The organism is Ruminiclostridium hungatei (assembly GCF_002051585.1).
Lineage (GTDB): Bacteria > Bacillota > Clostridia > Acetivibrionales > DSM-1351 > Ruminiclostridium > Ruminiclostridium hungatei.
Genome location: NZ_MZGX01000006.1, coordinates 97177 through 122480, shown reverse-complemented (window position 1 = coordinate 122480; position 25304 = coordinate 97177). Strand labels below are relative to the sequence as shown.

Below are 25304 nucleotides of genomic sequence, written 5' to 3'. Positions count from 1 at the left end.
CATTTTTAATTAGCATTATAGGTTAAATTATTTGCTGTTTTTTCCGATATTTACTAAAAGACCTTAAGATTTCTATGTCTTTCGGGACACTGGTATTGGAGAGATAGTATTATGAATATAAATCAGAAAATCCACAATAATATCATATCTTTGATGCAGCCGAATAAGCTTTACGGTGTATTCCGGCAGAACGGCCAGGGTTTGGACGGCAAAAACGGCCAGAGCGGCCGGAACCCAACCGGTACATGCTGCATGGGCAGCGTGTGGGATAGTTCCAAAGGAGAAAATGACATAAAAGAGTCTATAAATAAATTAAGAGAATATGACCGTGATATCCAGGCAAGGGCATACGAGAATACTGCCAGGAGACTGGAGCTGGAAAGGCTTGAAAGGGAGGAAGTTACTGCAAGGAACCTGCATGAGAAAGGATTGGTTCTGGCAAGGCATGAAGATACCCTTAACTGCTACAGCTTCGGCAAGCTGCTCTCGGCCAAAGGAAAAATGCATGCTTCAAATACCTCCTCTAAAGCTGAAGAAGTGGGCAAAGAGCTCAAAGAATCCGTGGAGTTTGGCATTGCCGCCGCAAGGGTTGCAGTCAGAAGGAAAAACAACCGTATAAAGGAAGAAAATGAACAGGCCTTGGCCAAAAGAAACAGCAGGAAAAATAAACCTAGAAAGCACATAAATGTGGTATTATAGCAGTTTGGCGGCTTGGTACTATCAAAAGGGGTAGTTTTCCCGAATTTTGTTTAAAGCCAGGGATAATATATTTTTTAAATAACCGGATGTCGGAATTTTGGCATCCGGTTATTTGTACTTTACCACTTGATTTTGACAGACTGTATTTATCTATGGTGATACCTCTGATATGAACTGATTTTTCAGAACTCATACATAATTACTTATTCTTTAGTATGGGTATAAGTACGTGGATACTGTAATTGAAAAAATTATTGAATTCATGCCGGGAGCACTTGCCTTTATCTGAATTGTCTGCCGTATGCCAGGAAAACTTGAGTATATCTGAAACCCTTTTCCAATAAAATTTGGATTGGTACTGACTGCCGAAGCTATTCCGTTGTTGTCAGTATAAACTGTTATCTTACTCTGATTGGTTCCCGGCATAACGACTGTTATATAGGGGTGTTTAGTGATATCTTCAAATGTAACCGGAAAATTAATTAATGGTCTGCCTTGGGAGTTTAGTGCGCACACCTTTAGCGGTTCCGTGTATCCTCGTCCTCCAGGAGCCGCAGGTGAAGGCTCTGCCAGCCTCACACTCTGTTGAAGCGGTGAGTTTACAATATCCGTCAGGTAGTCACCTGCAGCAGCGTTTACAGGTATTGAGGGTATCAGTAGTGTAGCCAGCAGCAGGATTGCAATACAGCATCTACCTATGGCTGTTTTACCTCCAAAAAATTTCTTGACTTTATAAGTATTCATTTAATGAATCCTCCTTTTTCTTTTAATAATATGAAGCTATTTCAGATTTGCCTTTTTGCTCTTCTTTTTGGGATATTCTACATAGAGGTATCACCGTTATTATGCCATATTTTACAGTTTATGTAAAACTGTACATGTGTATAATTTTTATGTCCTTTTTTGTATATAATGGCTGGCAAAAAACAAATTTTTTATCTATTCCAGGAATTGTATTCTTCTCACATAAACTTTTTCTGATTGTATGCCTTCCCAACCGGCACTACAGCTTAATTTAATTTTTAGGTATTAAACGCCAATTTCCTTGGAATGTTATAAATGGAATACATAGATTGATTCCAAATACATGGAAAGTTGGTGATTGAAATTACTAAGCCTCAGGAAATTGATGTCATGAAGCCTGTGGGAGATACTTTTCCCCAGGAAAAGTATCAGGAGCTTGACGGATTCATTGAAAGCCTGGAGACCACAAAGGGTGCACTTATAGAAATTCTCCACAGGGCACAGCATATTTTCGGCTACCTGCCCAGGGAGGTACAGCTTTATATTGCCAGGAAGCTGGGTATCCCCGGAGCGGAGGTCTTCGGCGTGGTCAGCTTTTATTCCTATTTCAGTACAAAACCCGGAGGAAAGCATACTATCAGTGTATGTATGGGAACGGCCTGCTTTGTCAGGGGTGCCGACAAAATAATCGAAGGCTTTAAGGAAAAGCTGTGCATTGGAGCCAATGAAACCACTAAAGACGGACTCTTTACCATAAAGGATGTAAGGTGCATAGGCGCCTGCGGCCTGGCACCTGTTGTCATGGTTGACGGTAAGGTTTTCGGAAGGGTGAAGGTGGAAGACATTGAAGGAATTCTGGATTTATACCGGACAAAGGAGGTACAGCATGCAGATAAAATCTCTGGAGGAGCTAAACAGGGCTAGGCAGGAGGCGGCAGAAAAGGTCAGGATCAGACAGCACCGGGATACGGACCTTACAGACAGAAACATACTGGTCTGCGGAGGCACCGGCTGCCTTGCCAGTGACAGCCTGAAGGTGGTAAAAAACCTGGAAACCATTATAAAGGCCAGAGGCCTGACAGATAAGGTTCAGGTTGTGAGAACCGGGTGCTTTGGCTTTTGTGAACAGGGCCCCATTGTAAAAATAGAGCCCGACAATGTTTTCTATGTAAGGGTCGGGCCCAAGGATGCAAAGGATATTGTAGACCAGCATCTGGTTAAGGGAAACAGAGTGGAAAGGCTTTTGTACGAAGATCCTCAAAAGAAGGAAAAGGTTCATACCCAGGAGGAAATGAGTTTTTACAAAAAGCAGCAAAGGGTTGCACTCAGAAACTGCGGCCTTATTGATCCGGAGGATATTTGTGAATATATAGCCATGGACGGCTATCAGGCACTTGGAAAGGCGCTTACCCAAATGTCTCCCGCCCAGGTGGTGGATACCGTCAAAAAATCAGGTCTCCGGGGGCGCGGAGGCGGAGGCTTCCCAACAGGCCTCAAATGGGAGATAACCGGCAGGCAGAACAGCCGGGAAAAATATATCATATGCAATGCGGACGAAGGCGACCCGGGGGCCTTTATGGACAGAAGCATTCTGGAGGGAGATCCTCACAGTGTAATTGAGGCTATGGCCATAGGAGCCTATGCAATCGGCGCTCAAAAGGGAATAGTGTATATCCGGGCAGAATATCCCCTGGCTATTGAACGGCTGACCAGGGCACTGGGCCAGGCAAGAGGGCGCGGCCTTCTGGGAGAAGATATTTTCGGCACCGGTTTCAGCTTTGATATCAGGCTAAAATATGGAGCCGGTGCCTTTGTCTGCGGAGAAGAAACCGCCCTGATAAATTCCTGTGAGGGAAAAAGGGGGGAACCTGACTACAAACCGCCGTATCCTGCTGAAGAAGGCTATTGGGGCTATCCTACCTGTGTCAATAACGTGGAAACCTTGGCAAATATTCCTGTGATAATGAATCGGGGTGCTGACTGGTTTGCTTCTATGGGAACGGATAAAAGCAAGGGCACGAAGGTGTTTGCTCTTGCAGGGAAAATAAACAATGTAGGCCTGGTGGAAGTACCTATGGGAATTACCTTAAGAGAAATCATATTTGATATAGGGGGAGGAATTCCCAGAGGAAAGAAATTCAAGGCGGTTCAGACAGGGGGGCCCTCCGGCGGTGTAATTACCGAGGAAAATCTGGATACCCCCATAGACTATGACGGACTTTTAAAAATCGGCACAATGATGGGTTCCGGTGGAATGATAGTAATGGATGAGGATGACAACATGGTCAATATAGCCAAGTTCTACCTGGAATTTACCATGGACGAAGCCTGCGGACGGTGCGGCCCGGGACGAATCGGAACAAAAAGGCTGTTTGAAATGCTTCATAAAATAACCTCCGGAAATGCCACCATGGCTGATCTGGATGCCTTAAAGCAGTTGGCCCATATTGTAAAGGACAGCGCCTTGTGCGGCTTGTGCCAGACAGCTCCAAATCCTGTGGTGAGTACTATGAAATACTTTTGGAACGAATATCTGGAATTTATAAAGGATGGGGATAAGTCTCAGGAGAAGGACAGGTATGTTCTCAAAAACAAGATTGGTATGCAGCCATAAAGGAGGTATGTGGAGTGAGTATAAAAATAGGTAAGGGTGAAAAAAGCCCGCAGGCTGACAGCAGTATTGAGACAAAAAAAATTAAGGCAAGGATAAATGACCAGGAAATTACCGTTGCGGAGGGCATGACAATTTTGGAGGCCGCTCACCGGGCAGGTGTTAAAATCCCGACCCTGTGCCATCTGGACCTGCATGATCTGCAGCTTTACAATAAGACGGCCTCCTGCAGGGTGTGCATGGTGGAAGTGGTGGACCAGCGGAATAACCGGAACAGGCTGGTGCCCTCCTGCGTTACAAAGCTGGCGGAGGGCATGGCTGTGAGGACGGACACCAGGAGAGCCATCATAGCAAGAAGAGCGGCAGTGGAGCTTTTGCTCTCAAACCACCCCAATGAGTGTTTTACCTGCCCTAAAAATGTGGAATGCGAGCTTCAGGCGCTTGCCAAGGAGCTGAATGTAAGAGAAATACGTTGGGAAGGGGAGAGAATGAGCTATCCCAAGGACATGTCCAGCGATGCGATAGTAAAGGATGCAAATAAGTGTATCTACTGCAGACGCTGTGAAACTGCATGCAATGAGGTGCAGACCTGCGGGATTCTTTCAGGCATAGGCAGGGGCTTTAACTCCTTTGTAGGACCGTTTGCAAACATACCCATGGTGGAATCCTCCTGCACATACTGCGGACAATGCGTGCAGGTTTGTCCAACTGCGGCGCTTACAGAGGTGTATCATACGGATAAGGTTTGGGAAGCAATCAATGATCCGGACAAGTATGTTATCGTTCAGACTGCACCCGCCATACGGGTGGCGCTGGGTGAACTGTTCGGCATGGAGGCCGGGACAATCGTTACCGGAAAGATGGTGACAGCGCTTAAACGCATGGGCTTCGACGCTGTTTTTGATACCGATTTCGGAGCTGACCTGACAATTATGGAGGAGGCTTCCGAGCTGATATACAGGCTTCAAAACAATAAGACCCTTCCAATTCTCACAAACTGCTGTCCGGCCTGGGTAAAGTTTATCGAGCAGCAGTTCCCGGAGCTCATACACGTGCCTTCAACCTGCAAGTCACCACATATTATGCTGGGGACCATCGCTAAAACCTATTATGCGGAAAAGATGGGAATCGATCCTGACAAGATAGTCATGGTGTCGGTAATGCCGTGTATAGCTAAGAAAGCCGAAGCAAAGCGGCCCGAGCTTACAAAGGATTCACGGAACAATGTGGATATTTCCATAACCACCCGTGAACTGGGAGCTATGATACATGAGGCGGGCATAGAGTTTATAAAGCTGCCTGACAGTGAATTTGACAGTCCGCTGGGAGAGACCACCGGAGCAGGTGTAATATTCGGAACTGCAGGAGGTGTTATAGAGGCTGCCCTGCGTACTGCCTCGGAATGGATCACCGGAAGCCCTCTGGAAAAAATAGAATTTGAAGAGCTGAGAGGTCTGGAGGGAGTACGCAGGGCTACGGTAAAAATCGGAGACCGGGAGCTGAATATTGGAATAGCAAGCGGACTTGGCAACGCCCGGCATATTCTTGAGGATATCCGGGAGGGGAGGGCGGACTATCACGCCATTGAGATAATGGCCTGTCCCGGAGGCTGTATAGCGGGAGGAGGACAGCCCTACCATCATGGGAATGATGAAATAGTTAAAAAGCGCAGGGAAGCCATATACCGGGAGGACAGGAGCAAGACCTTGAGAAAATCCCATGAAAACAAGGAGATACTGGAGCTGTATAGGACCTACCTGGGCGAACCTTTTGGAGAAAAGGCTCATGAACTTCTCCACACGCATTTTGAGAAGAGAGACAGGATATAATTTCATGAAGTTAACGCGTTGTGCTAGTTAAGGATGTATATGAGTAGAAAACAGCTTATAGACTGTTTCCTCCCGGACGAACTTTAAAGAAATGCTTGTATATAACCCTTTTGCTTGAAATAGTACGACTTGCAACATGCTTTTTCAGCAGTCGCAGCGACTCGACCATCCAGGTCTCGCGTGGACAGTCTCTATCAACTTTTTTCATGTTCACCACATGTTTAACTAGCACAATACGTGAAGTTAGTATGGAAGTACCCGCTGATATAAAATTTACACAGGTAAAGTAAAATTTAAATCAATTAGCACAACGGGTTAAATTAAAAGCTTGAACAGAGTTACTTTTGTTTCAAGCTTTTTTATATTATGCCGCTGCAAAAGAACCGGAAGGATGTCAAGCTGAAGAAAACAAAATTATAACCAGCATAATTCTAAATTTACTCTTATTGTAAGATAAGTAAATGCATTCTATACTATTAGAGTATATATTGGGGGGGAGACTCTTTTGGTGAGTTGACAGGGAAAAAGACGGTTTTGCCCGGTATAGGTCAAGGAGGCAGCAGAGAATTGTGATTACGTATGAGATAGGCAATAAACTTTATATTAATATTACCAACCGTTGTACAAATCAGTGCGGCTTTTGTGTGAGAAATGATGCAAAGGGTATCGGCTTTGATTTGTGGCTGGAAAAGGAGCCCACCGTAGACGAGATAATCAAAGCCGTCGATAGTGCGGGAATACATGACGAATTTGTTTTTTGCGGTTATGGTGAACCAACGCTAAGACTGCCGGAAATTATTGAAACAGCAAAATACCTGAAGAAATTTGGAAAACCAATTAGAATAGATACAAACGGTCAGGCTGATTTGATATGGAAAAGGAGTGTAGCAAGGGAACTGGCAGGTTATATCGACGCCATATCCATCAGCTTGAACGCAAGCAATGGAATCAGATATCAGGAGCTATGCATCTCGGATTTCGGTGTGTCAGCATTTGACTCAATAATTTCCTTTGCAAAGGACTGTGTAAGATTTTTGCCCAAGGTTACAATGTCGGTTGTGGATTTGATATCTGAAGATGAAATTGAGAAGTGCGCCCGAATTGCAGAGGAAATTGGTGCGGGTTTTAAAGTAAGGCATTTTAATGGGTGAATCTGCCACTGGTAGAAACTGCAGAAAGGGTGTAAAAATATGGCGTTGGAATCTGTTGAGATAATTAGAAGACGTTTGGAAGAAAGGCCGGGAGAAATAGAGGCTGCCAGGAAGAAAGGACTTAAAGTCGCAGGCTGGCAGGGCTATATTTTGCCCGAGGAGATCATATATGCTCTGGGGTTTATACCGGTAAGAATCGGTGCCGGCGGAGACGACAGATTTTTTGAAATCGGATCCAGATATGTTTCGGCAAAAAGTTGTGCTGTAGACAGTGAAACCGCAGGTATATTTGCGGACAATAAGGATTTTTATATAAAAAATACCGACTTTCTGGTTTTTGATGCCACCTGCCTGCAGACACCCCGTACGGCAGAAATTCTTAAATACTATTTTCAGAAAAATGTTTTACTTTTAGGAGTACCTAGAAATTTCCAATGGCCCGAGGCACAGAAATATTTCACAAGGGAACTTGAGTATTTCGTTGAAAAGCTGGAGGAGCTTGCCGGCAGTCGGCTGGAAGAAACAAAACTCAGACGGGCTGTCAGCCTTTACAACAATATAAGGCTATTAATCCGCCGGATATATGACTATAGGGCAGAAAGGCAGCACCTTATCTCGTGGAATGAAGTCCATGAGATAATAAATGCAGGTTATTTCCTTGACAGAAAAGAGTATCAGGCCCTTCTGGAAGGAGTGCTTCAGGAGCTTGAGGCTGTCCGGGGCGGAGAAATTGATGGTAAGGATGCTGATGAGGCCAGGATATTTATATCGGGCAGTGTTATTCCCACAGAAGCACATGAGCTTATAAATATCATCCAAAAGTACGGCGGGACAATAGTCGGAGACGATCTTTGGTCTGAAAGCATCCCATCACTGGGTGTTCATATTGAAGAGGAATCACTGGAAGGTCTGGCCTCGGCATACCTTAACAGGACTTACCCTGATGAGCTGCCCTATCTTGAACTCAATACTCAAAAAAGAACAGTGAGATTAAAAGCGTTAATGCAGAAGTTTCAGGCACAGGGTGTCATATACCACACTCTTCGTCACTGTGATCCGTATGCCGTCAAAGCAAAAGAAATAAAGGATGTCCTGGTTGAGGAAGGTATACCGTTACTGGAAATTCAAACAGAATTTACCCGTTGGGATTACCGGGCATTATCCACCAAGGTCGAGACTTTTGTTGAAATGATAAAGGATAGAGCTTAATAAAAGCTAAAAAACGAATCCTAGAGACTGGAAGCCAGCCTTCATAATTCTTGTTCTTCCATGGCTTTACGCTTTGCTCACGGGCTTTTCAGCTTACTTTGTCAAAACAGGAACTGTCGCGGACCAGATTTGCATAATACCCTTCCCTGTCTAATAATTCCTGGTGATTACCCATTTCAACAATTTCTCCATACCTCATTACAACAATTTTATCACAGTTTTTAATTGTTGATAATCTGTGTGCTATCACCAGGGTGATCCGGTTCTTTGTTGTATTTTCCAGAGCCTGTTGAATCAGATTTTCAGTGTGTGTGTCAATATTGGCAGTTGCTTCATCAAGAATAAAAATATCAGGGTCATGGGCGATTGCTCTTGCAAAAGACAGCAGTTGCCGCTGTCCTGCTGAAAATGTTGAGCCCCTTTCCATAACCGATTCATCAATACCCTTCTGAAAATCACTTATAACTGTATCAAAACATGAGTTTTTTATTGCTTCCGAAATGGTTTTATCATCTATTGGGTCTCCCAGGGTAATATTGCTTTTAATGTCACCTGAGAACAGGAACACATCCTGCAGGACCACCGATATGTTTTTCCTCAGGTCCTTCAGCTTTATATCATTAATATTTATGCCATCAATTAATATTTCGCCTTTCTGAATTTTATAAAATCCTGTAATGAGACTGATGATTGTGGTTTTCCCCGCCCCTGTCTCGCCCACGAATGCAGCGCTTTGTCCCCTGCTGACCTTAAAGCTTACATCCTTTAAAACCCAGTCTTTATCATTATATGAAAACCAGACATTTTTAAATTCTATGTCTTTTTCTATTTTTTGAAGGGGCAATCCGGTTTCAACGTCCTCGGTTATATCTTTTTGCTTAAGCAGATTAAAGATCCTTTCGGTTGAAACCAGTGCAGACTGGATGCTGTTGTACTTTTCCGAAAGATCGGAGATTGGATTGAAAAACTGCTTGACATAGGTGGTGAATGCATAAAGTACTCCGATTTGCAAACTGTGGTCGGATATTTTTCCCATGCCGAACCATATGAGGATGGCGATAGCAATATTCTGAAATACATCGGAGGCCGGCCGCAGGATGCTGTTAAGCCTGATCTGTATTATAGTGGATTTATAATAGTCGTGATTAAGCTCCTTAAATTCCTGCTCCTTTTCTTTCTCGGCCCGGAAAATCTGAATTACTTTCATACCTGAGATATTTTCAGCCATGGAACCATTTATTTTTCCTATGATATGTTTTAAAGTAAAGAAGTTTTCTCTTATCTTATTCTTTATAAAGACCACCAGAAGAGCCATGAAAGGAATTACGGTAAAGGATATCAGGGATAGCTGCACGTTGATGCTCAGCATGGTATATACAATTCCGACAAGTAACACAATATCTTTAAAAAGGTTTATGACAATATCGGTATACATGTCGCTGATTTCTGAAATATCATTGGTAGCTCTTGTGATCAGTCTTCCCGAGGAGGTTTTATCCAGATAGCTTAAAGGAAGGAATTGTATGGTTGAGAATACACGCCGCCTTAGATTTTTTATTATTTTTTGGCCTGCCGAGTTTACAAGATTGGCTTGCGTATAAGAAAGCAGGCTGACTGTCAGGGAAACCAGCAAATAGGCAATGCCCATGGCAGTTATGGAATAAAATCCCGATTGGGCTTTTTTACCTACTAGGAAGTCATCAATCACAAGCTTTACGATTATAGGCTTAAGCAGAACGGAGGTATTGATGAGGATAACACATGCGATTGCCAATAAAAACTTGTTTTTGTAAGGCAGAGAAATTTTTATCAGTTCTTTAAAACTGCTTGTTTTTCTGTGTTCACCTTGTTTATTCTTCTGCTTTGCTTTGTTCGGTATAAATTTCATAATACAAACCTTCCTTATTAATCAGCTCTTCATGGGTGCCGGATTCTTTAATCTTACCACCATGAAGTACAATAATTTCATCACTGCCGGAAACCGCCGAAACTCTGTGGGAGATGATCAGTGTTGTTTTTCCTCTCCTTTGTTGTTTAAAGCTGTCCAGAATATTCTTTTCTGTAATTGTATCCACTGCCGAAAGGGAATCGTCCAGAATCAAAACCGATGGATTCCTTATAATTGCTCTTGCTATAGATATCCTTTGTTTTTGACCGCCCGACAGATTGACTCCGCGTTCGCCGAGAATAGTATCAAATCCATCTGTAAAGCCTGTAATGCTTTCGTAAATACTGCTGAACTTTGTAGCTTCTTCTATTTCGTCATCGGTGTAGATATTTTTGAAGGAGGCTATATTTTCTTTTATGCTGGTGGAAAATAAAAAGGTATCCTGAGGAACAAAACTGAAACTGTTTCTGACCGCATCAATTGAATAATCGTTAATATCCTGGTTGTCAAGGAAAAGCTGCCCGGAGCCGGTGTTGTAGAGTTTCAAAAGCAGGTTTGCAAGAGTGGTTTTGCCGGAACCGGTTTTGCCGACGATTCCAATGGTTTTACCGTTTTCTATTTTTAGATTGATGCCTTCAAGTGCGGGTTTTTTCATTCCCGGGTAATAAAAGGTCAGGTTCTTAAATTCAATGTTTCCGTCTATTCTTTCTTTAATGGCATTTTCCTGATCTACAATATCGGGAGGTGTATTTAGAATTTCCTGAAGTCTTTGGAGGGAAACCAGACCTCTTTGTATATTATTAACGATACGGCCTATTGAAACAATCGGAGCCATTATCATTGTGACATATGTATTGAAGGCTATGAAATCTCCCAGAGATATCGTACCGTTTAAGACCATACGGCCTCCCAGAATAAGGTTTAAAACAAAGGATACACTAAAGCATGCCTCAATGATAGGAGTGAGCTTTGATGACGTTTTTACCATGTCTATATTGGCATCCATCATATTATCACAAAGAGTATTGAATTTTTTGATTTCAGGTTCTTCCTGAACATATGCTTTTATGACTCTTATTCCATTAATGTTTTCTTGGACTCTATCCGATATTTCCCCGAAAAGTTCCTGAACTCTGTGAAAACGGAATTGAATCTGCCTCCCTATAAAGAGCATACAGAAAATTACGATAGGAATTGGAGCCAGGGTCATCAGCGTTAATTTGAAATTAATTGAAGTCAGCATCAGATAAATGGAGGAAGCACATATGACGATACCGTTTACAGACATTGCAGTTGCGGGTCCGAAGGCCATCCGTATGGCAAGGACATCGTTAATTCCGTAGGCGATGAGATCACCGGTTTTCCTTTTTGAAAAAAAATCCTGGGAAAGTATCTGTAAGTGGCTGTATAAAGTTTCTCTCAACGTACATTCAAGTTTTCTGGCTGCCCCGATAATCAGGTTTCTCCATATAAATGTAAATATGAAAGTTGCGGCTGCTATTAAAAGCAGGTAGCCTATCCTGGTGTATACCGCTGTTTTGCTGAAATTTTCCTTGCCCAGTATATCTATGATGTTTCCCAATACTTTAGGAAACAGTGTCTGAACAAAGGATGCTAAAAGTATAAAGAAAAATCCTATTAAATATATTGCTTTGTTTTTTATGATAAAATCTTTCAAAATCCTATACTTCAAAGCTTTTACCTGCTAAAGTCATGTTTTGAAATTTGAGACTGACTCCCTTTCTATCAATTTACTTAGAATCATGATACTTTCATAAGGCTTATCAGGTGCAGATATTCTTTTCAGCAAGGTCTCAACTACACAATCGCTGGTATATCCTATGTTTAAATCCAGAGTTGTCAGCGCCGGTGAGGACAGACTTGAAATGTCGGTGTTTCCGCTACCTATCACCGAAACATCTTCAGGTACCTTTATATTCTTGGAGTTCAAAAACCTGATTAATTCAACTGCCTTAAAATCATTTTCACATATAAATGCCGAAGGAATTTTTTTCTTCTTTATTAAATCCAAAAGTTTTTCCTGATACTCTGTTTCGGACTCAATATAGTAATCACTGTTGAAGGAAAGATTATAGTCTGCCAATGCGGAAGTTATGCCTAAAAGTTTTTCCTGATTTTTAATTTGACGGCTGTTACCCATAAACCCAATCTTTGTATGATTTCTTTTTAATAGATAAGCACACTGCTTGTAACCTGCGTTGCAAAAATTGTAACGGACACAGTCATAATCATATGAAGGAGAATAGCCGGTAAAATAAATAATATTATTTACCTTTTTTTGGATAAAATCTGCATACTCGGGATTAAATCTGCCAACTAAAATTACTCCGTCAAAGGTTATACCTTTTGACAGTTTATAGGGAACGGCTAATTTTTCGTGGGCATTTGCATCTACAAATTCCACACTGTAATCAAGATTGTGTTTCTGCAAAGACTTTTCAAGTCCCTGAACCATGTAGCTGAAATTGCTGTTGTCTTCTTTATATGGCTTTTTATGCAAAACAAGAATATTGAGCTGACTGGCCTTCTTACTTTTCGCATAGCCCAGTTCTTTTGCTTTTTGAAGGATCCTGCTTTTTAATTCTTCACTGATGCCCGGTTGACCGGAAAGAGCTCTGCTGACAGAAACGGCGGATATGCCTAAAGCTTCTGAAATGTCATTTATTGTGGTTTTGGAATTCTTCAAAATTGTGCCTCCTTAATTTTTCTAAAGTTAATTATACGTACTAATGCTTAAAAAGTCAATGTTAAAAAACTTAATTATACGTAATAAAAATTAAAATTTTACGTAAAAAATTAATTATATAATTGTGATTGCTTGGAGGCTGGACTAATGGTAAAACTCAAAAATTTATGGAATAGAATTATTGAATTTAAATGCTGTCTTTCATTTAAATCAATATAAATATAGGTAGACAAATAGTTTTAATAACTGTTTATTCTACGGCGAATAAGTCGAATGTAGATGATTTAAGTCGTATTAAGTTAATAATTGATTAATTATGTTGAAATTATGGACGTTAATTTAAGTTATATAAAATTAAATTATAAAGATAAAAACTAAATATTTTCTCGTATATTTCTAAATTTCGTAGCTTGAAGCACTGAAGGTGGCATTGTATTATAAACATATTGGAATTATAGGTTTTGCTAAAATATACGTAACAATTTAATCAAGTTTAAGATTATTCTCAAAAAACACTTAATCAGACATAAGGTTAGCGGTATACAAAAATTGATAGAAAGGAAGGCGTGAAAGAATATGGCTTTAAACAGCATTGAAAGAATAAAAAAGCGTCTTGAGGAAAGGCCAAAGGAAATTGAGGATGCAAGAAGGGAAGGCCGTAAGGTGGTTGGATGGCAAGGGTATAATGTCCCGGAAGAAATCATTTATGCACTGGGACTGATACCTGTACGTATTGGCATAGGCGGTGATGACAGGCTGGTGGAGGTTGGAGCGAGGTATATATCAACCAAAAACTGTGTTTTCTGCCGTGAGACAGTGGGATTGTTTGCCGAAAACACCGATCCCTATGTTAAAAACACCGATTTTCTCGTGTTTGACGCTACCTGCCTGCAGACATTCCGTACAGCGGAGCTTCTCCAGTACTATTTTGGAAAGGAAGTCATTGTTTTAGGAGTACCAAGGAATTTTTACTGGGATGCGGCAAAAACCTATTTTCAAAAAGAAGTTGAACATGTGGTCAGGCGGCTGGAAGAACTATCGGGAGTGAAGCTGGATTACACAAAGCTTAAAGAAACAGTAGAATTGTACAATAAAATCAGAAGTACCCTCATTAAAATTTATGATTTTCAGGCCACCAGAGAAAATTATATTTCATGGGACGAAGCCTATGATATTATACAGGCCGGGTATTTTCTGGACAGGAAGGAGTACCTGGAACTGCTGGAAAATGTCCTTGAAGAATTGGAAGAAAAACAGGGCCGGCCTGTCATTGAAGCAGTTGAAGATGAAGCACGGATTTTTATTTCGGGCAGTGTGATCCCGCCCAAGGATAGAAAACTGCTCGATATTATAGAACAGGTAGGGGGAAGGATTGTAGGAGACGATCTCTGGTCGGGTATAATACCCTATCTGGATGTTAATATTGATGAAATCACACCGGCAGGGATTGCTCTTGCCTATCTCAACAGAACTCCTCACGGTGCCCTGCCTTATCTGGAGCTTGAGTCGGACAGGAGGGTCAAAAAGCTGAAGGAATTGATAAAAACATATAAAGCAGAGGGTGTTATCTATCATACCCTCCGGTATTGTGACCCCTATACTTTTAAAGCTAAGGAAACAAAAGATATTTTGCAGGGGGAGGGGATACCTTTACTGGAAATCCATACCGAATATGCAGGATCTGATTTTGAAGCTGTCCGTACCAGAGTTGAAGCTTTTGTGGAGATGATAAAAGCAAAGGAGGCTATTGCATGAGTGTAGCACAAAAATTGTTCCAGTATCCGGAAACTGCCAGGGAAGCGTTTATAAAGACAGAAGATATTATTTTCAGAGACGGTTCAAGGGCCACGGCAGAAGAAGTTTGGAAATATCTGACTGAGGTTGGCCCGGTAAAATATCCTAATGCTTACGATGACACTGAATATCACGGCAGAAGGATATCCGGCGATGTTACCTTGCCCTTTTCACTTAAACATAATTATTTGCTGCTGACTATGGATGACAGAATGACAAAAGCCAAAGAAAACGGTGTTCCGGTAATATTTGTACAGGGCGGACAGAGTGTAGACCCTTATTATGCTGCCGGAGGCATTGCACTCAGACCTGCAAGCACCGGGATTTGGGCACGTAGGAAAATTCAGGGTCTGGATTTGTATCAGGAACAGGTCAGCAGTTCGGATGTCAAAGAAAAGGCTCGCAGGGCTTTAAGCTTCGAGGCGTGCAATACTGCGGGCTATGAACATATTCAGGAAGGCACCCTTCCGGTTGATATGGTTGCACCCTTTTCATGTCTCAGATGCTCGGATGTTTCCTACGGACTTGAAGCGCACAGACATGGTGAAAGAAGAGATGTAAAATTATTTCTTGCAGATTACCCAATGGATGGTCAGAAGGATAAGGAGTGGGCAATAGAGTATTTTGCAGAAAACATGCGGAGGCTTATTGAAGAAATAAGTGGATTAACAGGAAGGGAAACTACCGCTGAAGATTTAAGAAATGAAATAAAGGTACATAACGAGGGGAGAAGGTTGGCAGTGGAAATAGCCGATTTGTGGTGGTCGGCCGAGGTTCCTCCCACAAACGGCAAGGACAGGCGTGATTTATTCCAACTGGGCGGTATGGAAGTACATGGGGATCCGCAGGCAAGCCTCAGTCTCCTGAGAGAAGCCAAAGGTTATATTGCTGAACGGGTCAGAAAAGGCATTCCCGGCTATAAGATTCAAGGCAATCCCGCAAGGATTTTTGTCTGCGGTTCATGCGTATTCCCCAATGAATACCGGACAGAGGAAGCGGGCGGTATCATTGTGGGGAATGATAACCATTGGAGTGATATCGCAACAATCGTGGAAGAAGAAGGCGATCCATACTACAACCTTTCCAGGGCAATACTGTCTTATCCCTATGAGCAGTCCATAAAAGAACGGGCCCAATGGACTGTTGAACAAATCAAAAGGTCAAGGGCGGACGGAGTATTGTTCCTTTACAACTGGGGCTGCAATACACAGTCGGCGATAGCAAGGGCGCTGGTTGATGAAATCAAAAAAGAGACAGGTCTTCCCACCTTGATAATAGAGCACGACAGGGGCTCTGAGCAGCTTCAGAACCGCGTGAATGCTTTTGTAGAAATGCTGAAGTAATGTAACAGGGTTTGGAACAAACAACAGGCCAATGAAAACTATTTGCAGAGGTGAGAAGTATGAGTGATTCCAACTTTTTCAGTTATCCGGAAGAAATAAAGGAAGAATTTCTTCAGACCGAGGATATCCAGTTCCGTGATGGATCAAAAGCCACGCCTGCAGAGGTGTGGGAGTTTTTAACCAAGGAAGGTCCGGTAAGATACCCCTTTGCTTATGACCACAGCAGGTATCACGGGAGAAGATTTTCCAAAGATATGACACTTCCTTATACCTTAAAGCATAATTATTTAATTCTGACTATGAATGACAGAATGACCAAGGCCAAAAAAAATGGTGTTCCTGTGGTTTTTGCACAGGGAGGGCAGAGTGTCGATCCGTATTATGCGGCCGGAGCAATCGGGCTCAGGCCGGCCAGCGTTAACATATGGGCGCGGGGCCAGCAGGAAGGCCTGAATCTGGTCCAGGAACAGGTAAGAAGTTCAGATCAGAAGGAAAAGGCATACCGGGCCACGAGTTTTGAAATATGCCAGTCTGCCGGATATGAAAATATACAGGAGGGTACCGTCCCGGTGGATATCATCGCTCCCTATACCTGCCTTCGATGCTCGGATATTTCCTATGGCCTGGAGGCACACCGGCATGGCGGCAGAAAAGATGTGAAACTGCTTGTGGTGGATTACCCGCTGGGCGACCAGAAAAACAAGGAATGGGCTATTGAGTATTTTGCAGAAAACATACGCAGGCTGACAGATGAAATAAGTAAACTGACCGGAAAGAAAATGACAGCCGGGGATTTAAGTAAGGAAATAAAACTGCACAACGAAGGAAGACGGCTTGCACTTGAAATTGCAGACCTTTGGTGGTCGGCAACTGTTCCTCCCACCAGCGGTGAAGACCGGCGGTATCTGTTACAGATGGGCGGAATGGAAATACATGGAGATCCGGTTGCCACTCTGAGCGTCTTGAGGGAAGCCCGGAAAACCATTGAAAACAGAGTGAAAAATGGGCAAAAGGGTCTTGGTGTGAGTGAAAAGGCGGCGCGGCTTTTTCTGTGCGGTTCATGCGTACAGGTCAACAATCACAGAACGGAAGAGGCAGGAGGAATTGTTGTAGGCACAGATAATCACTGGAGTGATATTACAACAATTGTAGAAGAAGATGGTGATCCGTTTTATAACCTTGCCAAAGCAATCCTGTCCTATCCATATGAACAAACCATCCAGGAACGCGCCCAATGGACCATTGACCAGATCAATAAGTCCAGAGCGGATGGAGCGCTGTTTATGTACAATTGGGGCTGCAATACCCAGTCGGCGGTGGCAAGGGCAATTTGCGACCAATTGAAGAAAAAACTCAATTTGCCAACACTGATCATTGAACATGAGATGAGAGGAACTCAATCGGAACAATTGCAAAACAGGGTCAATGCTTTTGTAGAAATGATTCAGTAATTGATTACCTTCCCAATATACTATCACATTTTTCCTGGTGTTTCTGAAAAAATATTCTGGCTGTATATGCTGCTTTGATGCACCTGTCGGAACAATGTGAAGTAAACACAGTGGTTCATGGGTATTCGATTTTGATATAATAAATAATTTTTATAAGGAGAGATTTAAAATGACAAATATTAATGCATTCGCCGGAGTTGATGTGGGTTCGCTCGGTACCAAGGCAGTTATTCTTGTAAATGGAGAAATTGCCGGCTCCAGTCTTATCAGAACCGGAATCAATTCTGTGGAAAACGGCTTGGAAAGTCTTGAGAAAGCACTTGACAGTGCAAATTTGAAAAAGGAGGACCTGAAATACATTGTTGGGACCGGATACGGCCGTATTTCAGCACCCTATGCAAACAAGACCATCACCGAAATCACCTGTCATGCAAAGGGAGCGCACTATCTGCACCCCGCAACCCGTACCATAATCGACATGGGAGGACAGGACTGCAAAGCCATCAGAGTTGATGAAGAGGGAAATGTTGTGGACTTCGCCATGAATGACAAATGTGCTGCCGGTACAGGACGTTTCCTTGAAGTAATGGCAAACGTATTCAAGGTGGACATATCAGAGTTGGGTCCTCTGGCGCTGAAAGCCACACAGGTTCTCCCTGTCAGCAGTACCTGCACCGTATTTGCGGAATCCGAAACGGTTTCCTTGCTGGCTCGTGGAGAAAAACCCGAAGATATCATTATCGGTGTTCATCATGCCATTGCAAACAGAATCAAGGGGCTGTTCTCAAGAGTAGGGATTCAGAGTGATGTATTCTTCTCGGGAGGCGTTGCAAAGAATACCGGTATGAGGAAGGCCCTGGAAGAGGTTCTGGAAGTCAGGATAGCCAATCCGGAAAATGATCCTCAACTGGTAGGTGCCATAGGGGCTGCTGTTTCGGCTCAGAGGTTATATGAGAAGAGTGGTAACGTAAGCCAGAGATCGGCTTAATGTTTTGGATGGATTATAAGAGGATACATATCCTTGGGAGGCGTGTAAAGTTTATGAAAAAGTTGATAAATACACTGATGATTATTTTACTGCTGGCTTCATTGATAGGGTGCGGAAAACAAGCTGGCACAGCTCCGGCAGGCGGAAATCCGTCAATAGAGCATAAGCCGGTTACATTGCAGATATTTCAAAATCTGACTCTTACCGACAGCGAATATGTAAAGCTGATAGAAGAGCCGGTCAAAAAGAAATTTCCCTGGATTACGCTGATAAGAACCAGTGCCAGTTCCTCAAACCTTACCTTGGAAGATGTTATAGCTAGCGGCAATGTACCGGATCTTATTTACGGCAATATAACTTCATATTATGCTTATGAAAAACTTGGCCTTATTTATGATCTTGCTGATTTTATTAAAAAATATAATTTTGATATAAACCGTATTAAACCTGGTATTCTCGAATCCATCAAGAATCAGTCGGAAACCGGAAATATTTATACCTTGCCGTTTAATGCCAACATACCAATTTTGTACTATAACAAAGATATTTTTGATAAGTTTGGTGTCCCATATCCTTCAGATGAACAAATAACCTGGGAAGAAGCAATCGAGCTTGGAAAGAAGCTGACACGCACCGATAACGGTGTAAATTATGTGGGACTTGATGTAGAAGATGGTCCTATCAGGATATATGAAAGTCTGGGATTGCAATTGATAGATCCTGAAACAGAAAAAGCGGCAGTAGTGAGTAATCCCGGTTGGAAAAGGGTTTTTGATGTGGTAAAAAGCAGCTTTGAAGTGCCGGGATATATCCAGGGAGAAAATTATATTTATAACATCGACAACTTCCTTAAGACGCAAAACCTGGCAATGCGTGTTGCTCCACTTGCAAACATGGTAGGAAAGCTGGATGATCTCCTTGCTGCAGGCAAACCCATCAATTGGGGAATTGCGCCGCCTCCCACCTTCAAGGAAGCTCCTGGAAAAGGGCCTGAATATAGTATACATACCTGGTACATTACCAGTCAGAGCAAGTATAAGGATGAAGCCTTCCAGGTAATCAGCTACATTTTGTCCGATGAGGTTCAGAGAATTCTGGCAAGAAACGGCAGAGTCCCCGCAATTGTGAATCCGGAGCTTGAAAAGGAATACGGAGCAGATTTGCCGGCACTTCAGGGCTTAAATGTTCAAAATGTATTCAAAGCAGAGCCTCAGCCTATATCAAAAGACCATCCTTATGAAACAGAAGTTGCCGCATTTTTGAAAGATGCGTATAAAGAGCTGGCTATAGGCAATGTGGATGTGAATACGTCACTGCGTAATCTTGAGGAAAAAATCAATAAAAAAATAGATCAGTTGAAAGTTGCAGGCAAATAGCGGTTATACAATCCGGATAAACTGTAGTTTTGAAGAGCTTAAAAATTAAAGGCATACATAATATAAGGCGGTGTGAAAATATGAAAAGGTTAATAAGTTCTGTAATAATTATTTTTCTGCTGGCTTTCATGATAGGATGCACAGGCAAACAAGCCGGTGCGGTGGGTTCGGAACCGGATTCGGCAGCTTCAGAATCAGCCTCGTCAACTGATGGACCCACATCAGCAGACCAAAAACCCGTTACGCTGAATTTGTATCAAAGTCAGAACATTACTGACAGTGAATACAAAAAACTGATCGAAGAGCCTCTGAAAAAGAAATTTCCCAATATAACTATAATCCGGACCAATGCTACTACTGCTACATTGGATGAGGTTATTGCAACAGGCAATATTCCAGACTTTTTTTACGACGGACTGAATTATCATAAATACCAGAAGCTTGGTCTTCTTCAGGATCTGGAAGATTTGATCAAGAAGCACAATTTTGATCTGAACCGTTTGAAGTCCGGTATTATTGATTCCATTAAAAATCAGACGAATGAGGGGATAATATTCACGCTTCCATTCAGCATAAATACAACCATTTTGTATTATAACAAGGATATTTTTGACAAGTTTGGTGTTCCTTATCCCCCGGATGAGCAAATTACCTGGGAAAAGGCTGTTGAAATCGGCAGGAAGCTGACTCGTACAGACAATGGCATAAATTATGTGGGTATTGACCTGGAAAACGGTCCTCTCAGGATATATGAGAGCCTTGGATTGAAAGTGCTGGACTCTGAGACGGGAAAAGCAACGGTGAACACTTCCGGGTGGAAAAGAGTTCTGGATGTTGTAAAGTCAAGCTTTGAAGTGCCAGGGTATGTTCAGGGTGATAAATATATATATGATAAAAACTCATTCCTTAAAACGAGAAATCTGGCCATGCGTGTTGCTCCGCTGGCAAATCTGATAGGGGATCTGGAGGATGCACGTGCCGCAGGACAACCTATCAATTATGATATTGTGCCGCCTCCCGCTTTTGAAGAGAACTTTGGAAAGGGATCCGAGCTTGCCATGCACACCTGGTATATTTCAAGTCAAAGCAAGCACAAGGATGAAGCCTTTCAGGTAATCAGCTACATACTGTCGGATGAGGTCCAGCGGCTGCTGGCAAGAAACGGCCGCGTACCATGCATTGAAAACAAGGAGCTGGAAAAGGAATTTGGAGCTGATGTACCATCACTCCAGGGAGTTAATACAGCAAATGTTTTTAAAGCCGAGCCTCGGATTTTTCATAAAGCACACCCGTATGAAGGTGATGTTACGGGATTTATACAGGAAACCTATGAGGAAATAGCGTTGAAAAATGTGGATGTCAATACTGCGCTTCGGAATCTGGAAGAAAAAATCAATAAAAAGGTTGACCAGTTGAAAGTAGCAGGAAAATAAAAGGTTATCAATCGGGAAAAACTGCACTGCTTTAAAAATTCAAATAAAGGGGGTTGTAATGTATGAGCAGAAAGGAGCTTTTTAGATATTCGGAAGAGAATAAGGAAGAATTCTTGAAAAGCGATAATATTACCTTCAATGACGGGACGGTAGTGACTCCGGAGGAAATCTGGCATTACCTGACCGTTGAGGCACCTGTGAAATACCCTAATGCTTATGAAATTAATGAGCTGCGCGGGAGCAGGAGAACCAGGGACGAAAAATACGTAACAGGTTTGAAAAGCCAGTATTTGAGCCTTACCTTGAGTGAACGCATGGAGAAGGCAAAGGATAAAGGCAAAACAGTGGCCTTTATTCAAGGCGGGCAGGCAGTAGATCCCTATACTGCAGCAGATACAATCGCACTTCGGCCGGCGCTGGTTAACAATTGGAACAGCGGGCGAAAATATGGCGAGACTGTCTATGAAAGAAATGTAAGGACGAAAGGCATCAAGGAAAGAGCGTATCATGACATGAGCTTTGAAGCATGTCAGACCGGCGGTTTTGAACATATTCAGGCAGGAGATCTGAGAGTTGATGTCATAGCTCCGTACTCTGCACTGCGCTGCTCGGATGTTTCCTATGGTCTGGAGGCACACAGGCATGGTCCCAATGACAAGGTAAAGCTGTTTTTAGGCGATTATCCCATGCGTTTTCAGGCAGATAAGGAATGGGCCATAGAATATTTTGCCCATAATATCCGCAAGCTGATTGAAACACTGGATGAGATTTCCGGTAAGAAAACCACCGAAGAGGACCTCAAAAATTCAATCAAGCTTCATAACGAAGGCCGGAAACTGGCTATAGAGGCTTCTGAAATCTGGTGGTCAGCCGAAGTTCCTCCCACGACAGGCGGTGAGAGGGGTGCTCTCTTCGGACTGGGTACCTTGGAAGGTCACGGAGACGTTCAAGCTACTCTCAGTGTATTAAAGGAAGCAAAAAATATAATAGCTGAGAGAGTGAAGAAGGGCGTTAAGGGCCATAAAATATCGGACAATCCCAAAAGATTGTTTGTGTTGGGTTCCTGTGTGGGAATCAACGCTTCCAGGAGCGAAGATGCCGGCGCCATTGTGGTAGGTACGGACAATCACTGGAGTCATGTAGTTAAACTGGTGGATGAAGAGGGGGACCCATATTACAATCTGGCCAAAGCAACCCTGGAATACCCATATGAGCAAAGTATTGAAAAAAGAGCAGCCTGGACTGTCGAACAAATAAAGAAGTCCAGAGCGGATGGGGTTATTTTTCTTCACAACTGGGGCTGCAACACTCAAGCAGCAATTTCAAGGGCAATTGTAGATGTAATTAAGCGTGAAACAGGTCTTCCCACATTCATTTCCGAGCGGGAATTGGGTGGTCTCTCAAATGAGCAGGAACAAAACAGGGTGAACGCCTTTGTTGAGATGCTTTAAATTAAATTAATCAAAAAATAAATAAAAAGAGGTAAGAAAAGATGGCAATTAAAACTTTGGATATTATAAGAAGACGTGTGGAAGAGCGTCCTGAAGAATTAAAAAAAGAAAGAGCAAATGGTAAGAAGGTGCTGGGCTGGATAGGCTACCATATTCCGGAGGAAGTTGCGTACTCCCTGGGATTTATTCCAATACGCATCAGTGTGGGCGGAGACAGCAAACTGGTGGAAGTGGGAGCAAGGTACGCATCCAGCAAGACCTGTGTGTTTCTGAGAGAAATAGTAGGTGCGTTTGCAGAGAATACCGATCCATACATTCAGGAGACGGATGTGCTTGCGTTTGATGCAACCTGCCTTCAAAACTTCCGTGCTGCGGAGGTAATCGAGTACTTTTTCAAGAGGGACGTGGTTGTATTAGGTGTACCCCGAAATGTCTATTGGGAGGAAGCAATAGAATATTTTACACAGGAAGCCAAAGAGTTTACCCGCCTGCTTGAGGAAAGAGCGGGAGTATCGGTGGATAAGAAAAAGTTGGCGGAGGCTGTGGATTTATTCAACAAAATACGTGCGGCTTTGAAAGAAATATATCAATATCAGGCATCAAAAGGCAATGTCATATCATGGCTGGAGGTATATGACCTTATCCAGGCAGGATATGTACTTGATAAGCAGGAGTATCTGCAACTGCTTCAGCAAACTCTGGCCGAACTGAAGGAACAGCAGTCTTACATAGACATTGAACAGGAAGCAGGCGAAGCAAGAATTTTCATTTCAGGAAGTGTGATTCCACGTGGAGACCGTAAACTTATAAACATAATAACCTCACTGGGCGGGAGGATTGTGGGAGATGATATCTGGACAGGTATTATTCCTTACCTGGATTTAAATATCAAAGAAATATCACCCGAAGGAATAGCACTCGGTTATCTCAACCGTACACCTCATGGCGCACTGCCTTATCTGGAACTGAAAACCGACAAGCGCCTTAAAAAGCTGCATGGGCTGCTGGATGAGTATAAGGCACAGGGTGTTATTTACCATACCTTGCGTTACTGCGACCCATATACCTTTAAAGCCAAGGAAACAAAGGATGTACTTGCACAAAGCGGAATCCCGCTGTTGGAGATACATACGGAGTATGCCGGCTCAGATTACGAAGCTATCCGCACAAGGGTGGAAGCCTTTGTTGAAATGATCAGAAATCAGACAATAGAAAGTGAAGAGGAAGTGAGCGCATGAGTGACAAGAAACTGTTCAGATATTCTGAAGAAAATAAAGAGAGATTTTTAGACAGTGCGAATATTAAATTTGATGACGGTACAGAAGTGACACCGGAGGAAATATGGCACTATCTGACTGTGGAAGGTCCCGCAAAATATCCAAATTCTTTTGAAATCAACCTTTATCAGGGAAACAGGGGAACAAGGGATGAAACACTGATCTCTTCCTTAAAAGCCCAGTACCTGAGCCTTACGTTAAGTGAACGCATGGAAAAGGCAAAGGACAAGGGCAAAACCATTGCTTTCATTCAAGGGGGGCAGGCGGTGGATCCTTATACGGCTGCCGATACGATTGCATTGAGGCCGGCTTTGATTAACAGTTGGTATGCGGGAAAAACACATGGGGAGACCATTTATCAAAGGAATTTGAGAACCAGGGGTATTAAAGAAAGAGCCTATAACGATATGAGTTTTGAAGCCTGTCAGACAGGCGGTTATGAACAGATACAGGCCGGGGATTTAAGAGTGGATATAGTTGCTCCATATTCCGTGCTGCGCTGCTCGGATGTTTCCTATGGATTGGAAGCTCACAGGCATGGACCGAATAAGGATGTCAAACTGTTTCTTGCCGATTTTCCAATGCGCCATCAGGCTGATAAAAAGTGGGCCATCGAGTATTTTGCAAAAAATCTCCGCAGATTGACCAAAGCACTGGATGAAATCACCGGCAAGGAAACCACCGAGGAAGATTTGAGAGAATCAATAAAGCTGCATAACAAAGGACGCAGACTGGCAGTAGAGCTTGCCGACCTGTGGTGGTCGGCAGATGTGCCCCCCACAAACGGCGGCGACAGGGGTTCGCTTGTTACACTTGGCAATCTGGAAGCGCATGGCGACGCACAGGCCACATTAAGTGTACTGGAAGAAGCCAGGAAAGAAATTGAAGAGCGTGTGAAAAATGGCGTCAGGGGACATGGTGTGGCTGAGAATCCCAAGAGATTGTTTGTTCTGGGTTCCTGTGTGGGCTTAAATAACTATCGAAGTGAAGAATCGGGCGCAATTGTAGTAGGAACGGACAATATGTGGAGCCATTTGACTACAATCGTGGATGAAGAGGGAGACCCGTACTATAATCTGGCCAAGGCAACTTTGGAATATCCATATGAGCAAAGCATTGAAAAAAGAGCTTTGTGGACGGTAGAACAAATTAAAAGATCCAGGGCCGAAGGCGTCATTTTCATTCACAACTGGGGATGCAATACGCAGGCAGCGGTTTCGAGAGCAATTGTCGACGTAATAAAGCGTGAAACAGGATTGCCTACATTTATTTCTGAACGTGAGTTGGGAGGACTTCAGCACGAACAGGAGCAAAATCGTGTGAATGCCTTTATCGAAATGGTTTAATTAGTTT

General features: G+C 42.9%; 19 protein-coding genes. 15 read left to right on the top strand and 4 right to left on the bottom strand.

What is annotated here, in order from left to right; translation table 11 throughout:
* Positions 1–111 precede the first annotated feature (111 nt).
* Complete coding sequence (locus CLHUN_RS06010; RefSeq protein ID WP_080063675.1) at positions 112–699, top strand: hypothetical protein; 588 nt, start codon at positions 112–114, stop codon at positions 697–699.
* Between the two features lie 210 nt (positions 700–909).
* On the opposite strand, the gene CLHUN_RS06005 is transcribed toward CLHUN_RS06010, so the two are convergent.
* Positions 910–1443, bottom strand: coding sequence for a hypothetical protein (locus CLHUN_RS06005; RefSeq protein ID WP_080063674.1), 534 nt, complete (start codon positions 1441–1443; stop codon positions 910–912).
* Between the two features lie 363 nt (positions 1444–1806).
* On the opposite strand from CLHUN_RS06005, the gene CLHUN_RS06000 reads away from it, so the two are divergent.
* The 5 genes from CLHUN_RS06000 to CLHUN_RS05980 all read left to right on the top strand — a co-directional run bounded on the left by CLHUN_RS06000 (position 1807) and on the right by CLHUN_RS05980 (position 8243).
* Positions 1807–2367: an NADH-quinone oxidoreductase subunit NuoE family protein gene (locus tag CLHUN_RS06000; RefSeq protein WP_080063753.1), complete on the top strand. Its 561-nt coding sequence runs from the start codon at positions 1807–1809 to the stop codon at positions 2365–2367.
* Positions 2330–4057 carry a NuoF family protein gene (locus CLHUN_RS05995; protein ID WP_080063673.1) on the top strand — a complete coding sequence of 576 codons (1728 nt, stop codon included), beginning with the start codon at positions 2330–2332 and terminating at the stop codon, positions 4055–4057. The genes CLHUN_RS06000 and CLHUN_RS05995 overlap by 38 nt, the downstream gene beginning before the upstream one ends.
* A 65-nt stretch (positions 4058–4122) precedes the next feature.
* A complete protein-coding gene (locus tag CLHUN_RS05990; protein WP_080063752.1) occupies positions 4123–5883 on the top strand; it encodes an NADH-dependent [FeFe] hydrogenase, group A6 in 1761 nt (586 codons plus the stop codon).
* Positions 5884–6452: 569 nt separating this feature from the next.
* Complete coding sequence (locus CLHUN_RS05985) at positions 6453–7034, top strand: TatD family nuclease-associated radical SAM protein (RefSeq protein WP_242656448.1); 582 nt, start codon at positions 6453–6455, stop codon at positions 7032–7034.
* Positions 7035–7073: 39 nt separating this feature from the next.
* A complete protein-coding gene (locus tag CLHUN_RS05980; protein WP_080063671.1) occupies positions 7074–8243 on the top strand; it encodes a 2-hydroxyacyl-CoA dehydratase subunit D in 1170 nt (389 codons plus the stop codon).
* An 88-nt stretch (positions 8244–8331) separates the two neighbouring features.
* Here CLHUN_RS05980 and CLHUN_RS05975 read toward each other — a convergent pair whose 3' ends face one another.
* Genes CLHUN_RS05975 through CLHUN_RS05965 form a run of 3 tightly spaced genes read right to left on the bottom strand, consistent with a single transcriptional unit; the run spans position 8332 to position 12838 of the window.
* The gene (locus tag CLHUN_RS05975) at positions 8332–10131 is read right to left on the bottom strand and encodes an ABC transporter ATP-binding protein (RefSeq protein ID WP_080063670.1); all 1800 of its coding nucleotides are present in this window, start codon (positions 10129–10131) and stop codon (positions 8332–8334) included.
* Positions 10094–11824, bottom strand: coding sequence for an ABC transporter ATP-binding protein (locus CLHUN_RS05970; RefSeq protein ID WP_080063669.1), 1731 nt, complete (start codon positions 11822–11824; stop codon positions 10094–10096). Before CLHUN_RS05970 ends, CLHUN_RS05975 begins: the two co-directional genes overlap by 38 nt.
* 18 nt (positions 11825–11842) lie before the next feature.
* Positions 11843–12838: a LacI family DNA-binding transcriptional regulator gene (locus tag CLHUN_RS05965; protein WP_080063668.1), complete on the bottom strand. Its 996-nt coding sequence runs from the start codon at positions 12836–12838 to the stop codon at positions 11843–11845.
* Positions 12839–13414: 576 nt separating this feature from the next.
* Here CLHUN_RS05965 and CLHUN_RS05960 point away from each other — a divergent pair.
* The 9 genes from CLHUN_RS05960 to CLHUN_RS05920 all read left to right on the top strand — a co-directional run bounded on the left by CLHUN_RS05960 (position 13415) and on the right by CLHUN_RS05920 (position 25297).
* Positions 13415–14593, top strand: a complete 1179-nt coding sequence (locus CLHUN_RS05960) for a 2-hydroxyacyl-CoA dehydratase subunit D (RefSeq protein ID WP_080063667.1) — start codon at positions 13415–13417, stop codon at positions 14591–14593.
* Positions 14590–15975: a 2-hydroxyacyl-CoA dehydratase subunit D gene (locus CLHUN_RS05955; protein ID WP_080063666.1), complete on the top strand. Its 1386-nt coding sequence runs from the start codon at positions 14590–14592 to the stop codon at positions 15973–15975. The genes CLHUN_RS05960 and CLHUN_RS05955 overlap by 4 nt, the downstream gene beginning before the upstream one ends.
* A 59-nt stretch (positions 15976–16034) precedes the next feature.
* Positions 16035–17426: a 2-hydroxyacyl-CoA dehydratase subunit D gene (locus CLHUN_RS05950; protein WP_080063665.1), complete on the top strand. Its 1392-nt coding sequence runs from the start codon at positions 16035–16037 to the stop codon at positions 17424–17426.
* 169 nt (positions 17427–17595) lie between these two features.
* Positions 17596–18414, top strand: a complete 819-nt coding sequence (locus CLHUN_RS05945; protein WP_080063664.1) for an acyl-CoA dehydratase activase — start codon at positions 17596–17598, stop codon at positions 18412–18414.
* Between the two features lie 53 nt (positions 18415–18467).
* Positions 18468–19790 carry an ABC transporter substrate-binding protein gene (locus CLHUN_RS05940; RefSeq protein WP_165755677.1) on the top strand — a complete coding sequence of 441 codons (1323 nt, stop codon included), beginning with the start codon at positions 18468–18470 and terminating at the stop codon, positions 19788–19790.
* An 80-nt stretch (positions 19791–19870) separates the two neighbouring features.
* Positions 19871–21223 carry an ABC transporter substrate-binding protein gene (locus CLHUN_RS05935; protein ID WP_080063662.1) on the top strand — a complete coding sequence of 451 codons (1353 nt, stop codon included), beginning with the start codon at positions 19871–19873 and terminating at the stop codon, positions 21221–21223.
* Between the two features lie 62 nt (positions 21224–21285).
* Entirely contained in the window at positions 21286–22674 is a 1389-nt protein-coding gene (locus CLHUN_RS05930) for a 2-hydroxyacyl-CoA dehydratase family protein (RefSeq protein ID WP_080063661.1), read from the top strand.
* A gap of 41 nt (positions 22675–22715) precedes the next feature.
* Positions 22716–23912: a 2-hydroxyacyl-CoA dehydratase subunit D gene (locus tag CLHUN_RS05925; RefSeq protein ID WP_080063660.1), complete on the top strand. Its 1197-nt coding sequence runs from the start codon at positions 22716–22718 to the stop codon at positions 23910–23912.
* Complete coding sequence (locus tag CLHUN_RS05920; protein WP_080063659.1) at positions 23909–25297, top strand: 2-hydroxyacyl-CoA dehydratase family protein; 1389 nt, start codon at positions 23909–23911, stop codon at positions 25295–25297. The genes CLHUN_RS05925 and CLHUN_RS05920 overlap by 4 nt, the downstream gene beginning before the upstream one ends.
* Positions 25298–25304 lie beyond the last annotated feature (7 nt).

Excerpts from the sequence above, each read along its gene's own strand:
- CLHUN_RS06010 (WP_080063675.1), top strand. The coding sequence starts at position 112 with ATGAATATAAATCAGAAAATCCACAATAATATCATATCTTTGATGCAG.
- CLHUN_RS06005 (WP_080063674.1), bottom strand. The coding sequence starts at position 1,443 with ATGAATACTTATAAAGTCAAGAAATTTTTTGGAGGTAAAACAGCCATA.
- CLHUN_RS05995 (WP_080063673.1), top strand. The coding sequence starts at position 2,330 with ATGCAGATAAAATCTCTGGAGGAGCTAAACAGGGCTAGGCAGGAGGCG.
- CLHUN_RS05980 (WP_080063671.1), top strand. The coding sequence starts at position 7,074 with ATGGCGTTGGAATCTGTTGAGATAATTAGAAGACGTTTGGAAGAAAGG.
- CLHUN_RS05975 (WP_080063670.1), bottom strand. The coding sequence starts at position 10,131 with ATGAAATTTATACCGAACAAAGCAAAGCAGAAGAATAAACAAGGTGAA.
- CLHUN_RS05960 (WP_080063667.1), top strand. The coding sequence starts at position 13,415 with ATGGCTTTAAACAGCATTGAAAGAATAAAAAAGCGTCTTGAGGAAAGG.
- CLHUN_RS05955 (WP_080063666.1), top strand. The coding sequence starts at position 14,590 with ATGAGTGTAGCACAAAAATTGTTCCAGTATCCGGAAACTGCCAGGGAA.
- CLHUN_RS05950 (WP_080063665.1), top strand. The coding sequence starts at position 16,035 with ATGAGTGATTCCAACTTTTTCAGTTATCCGGAAGAAATAAAGGAAGAA.
- CLHUN_RS05945 (WP_080063664.1), top strand. The coding sequence starts at position 17,596 with ATGACAAATATTAATGCATTCGCCGGAGTTGATGTGGGTTCGCTCGGT.
- CLHUN_RS05940 (WP_165755677.1), top strand. The coding sequence starts at position 18,468 with ATGAAAAAGTTGATAAATACACTGATGATTATTTTACTGCTGGCTTCA.
- CLHUN_RS05935 (WP_080063662.1), top strand. The coding sequence starts at position 19,871 with ATGAAAAGGTTAATAAGTTCTGTAATAATTATTTTTCTGCTGGCTTTC.
- CLHUN_RS05930 (WP_080063661.1), top strand. The coding sequence starts at position 21,286 with ATGAGCAGAAAGGAGCTTTTTAGATATTCGGAAGAGAATAAGGAAGAA.
- CLHUN_RS05925 (WP_080063660.1), top strand. The coding sequence starts at position 22,716 with ATGGCAATTAAAACTTTGGATATTATAAGAAGACGTGTGGAAGAGCGT.
- CLHUN_RS05920 (WP_080063659.1), top strand. The coding sequence starts at position 23,909 with ATGAGTGACAAGAAACTGTTCAGATATTCTGAAGAAAATAAAGAGAGA.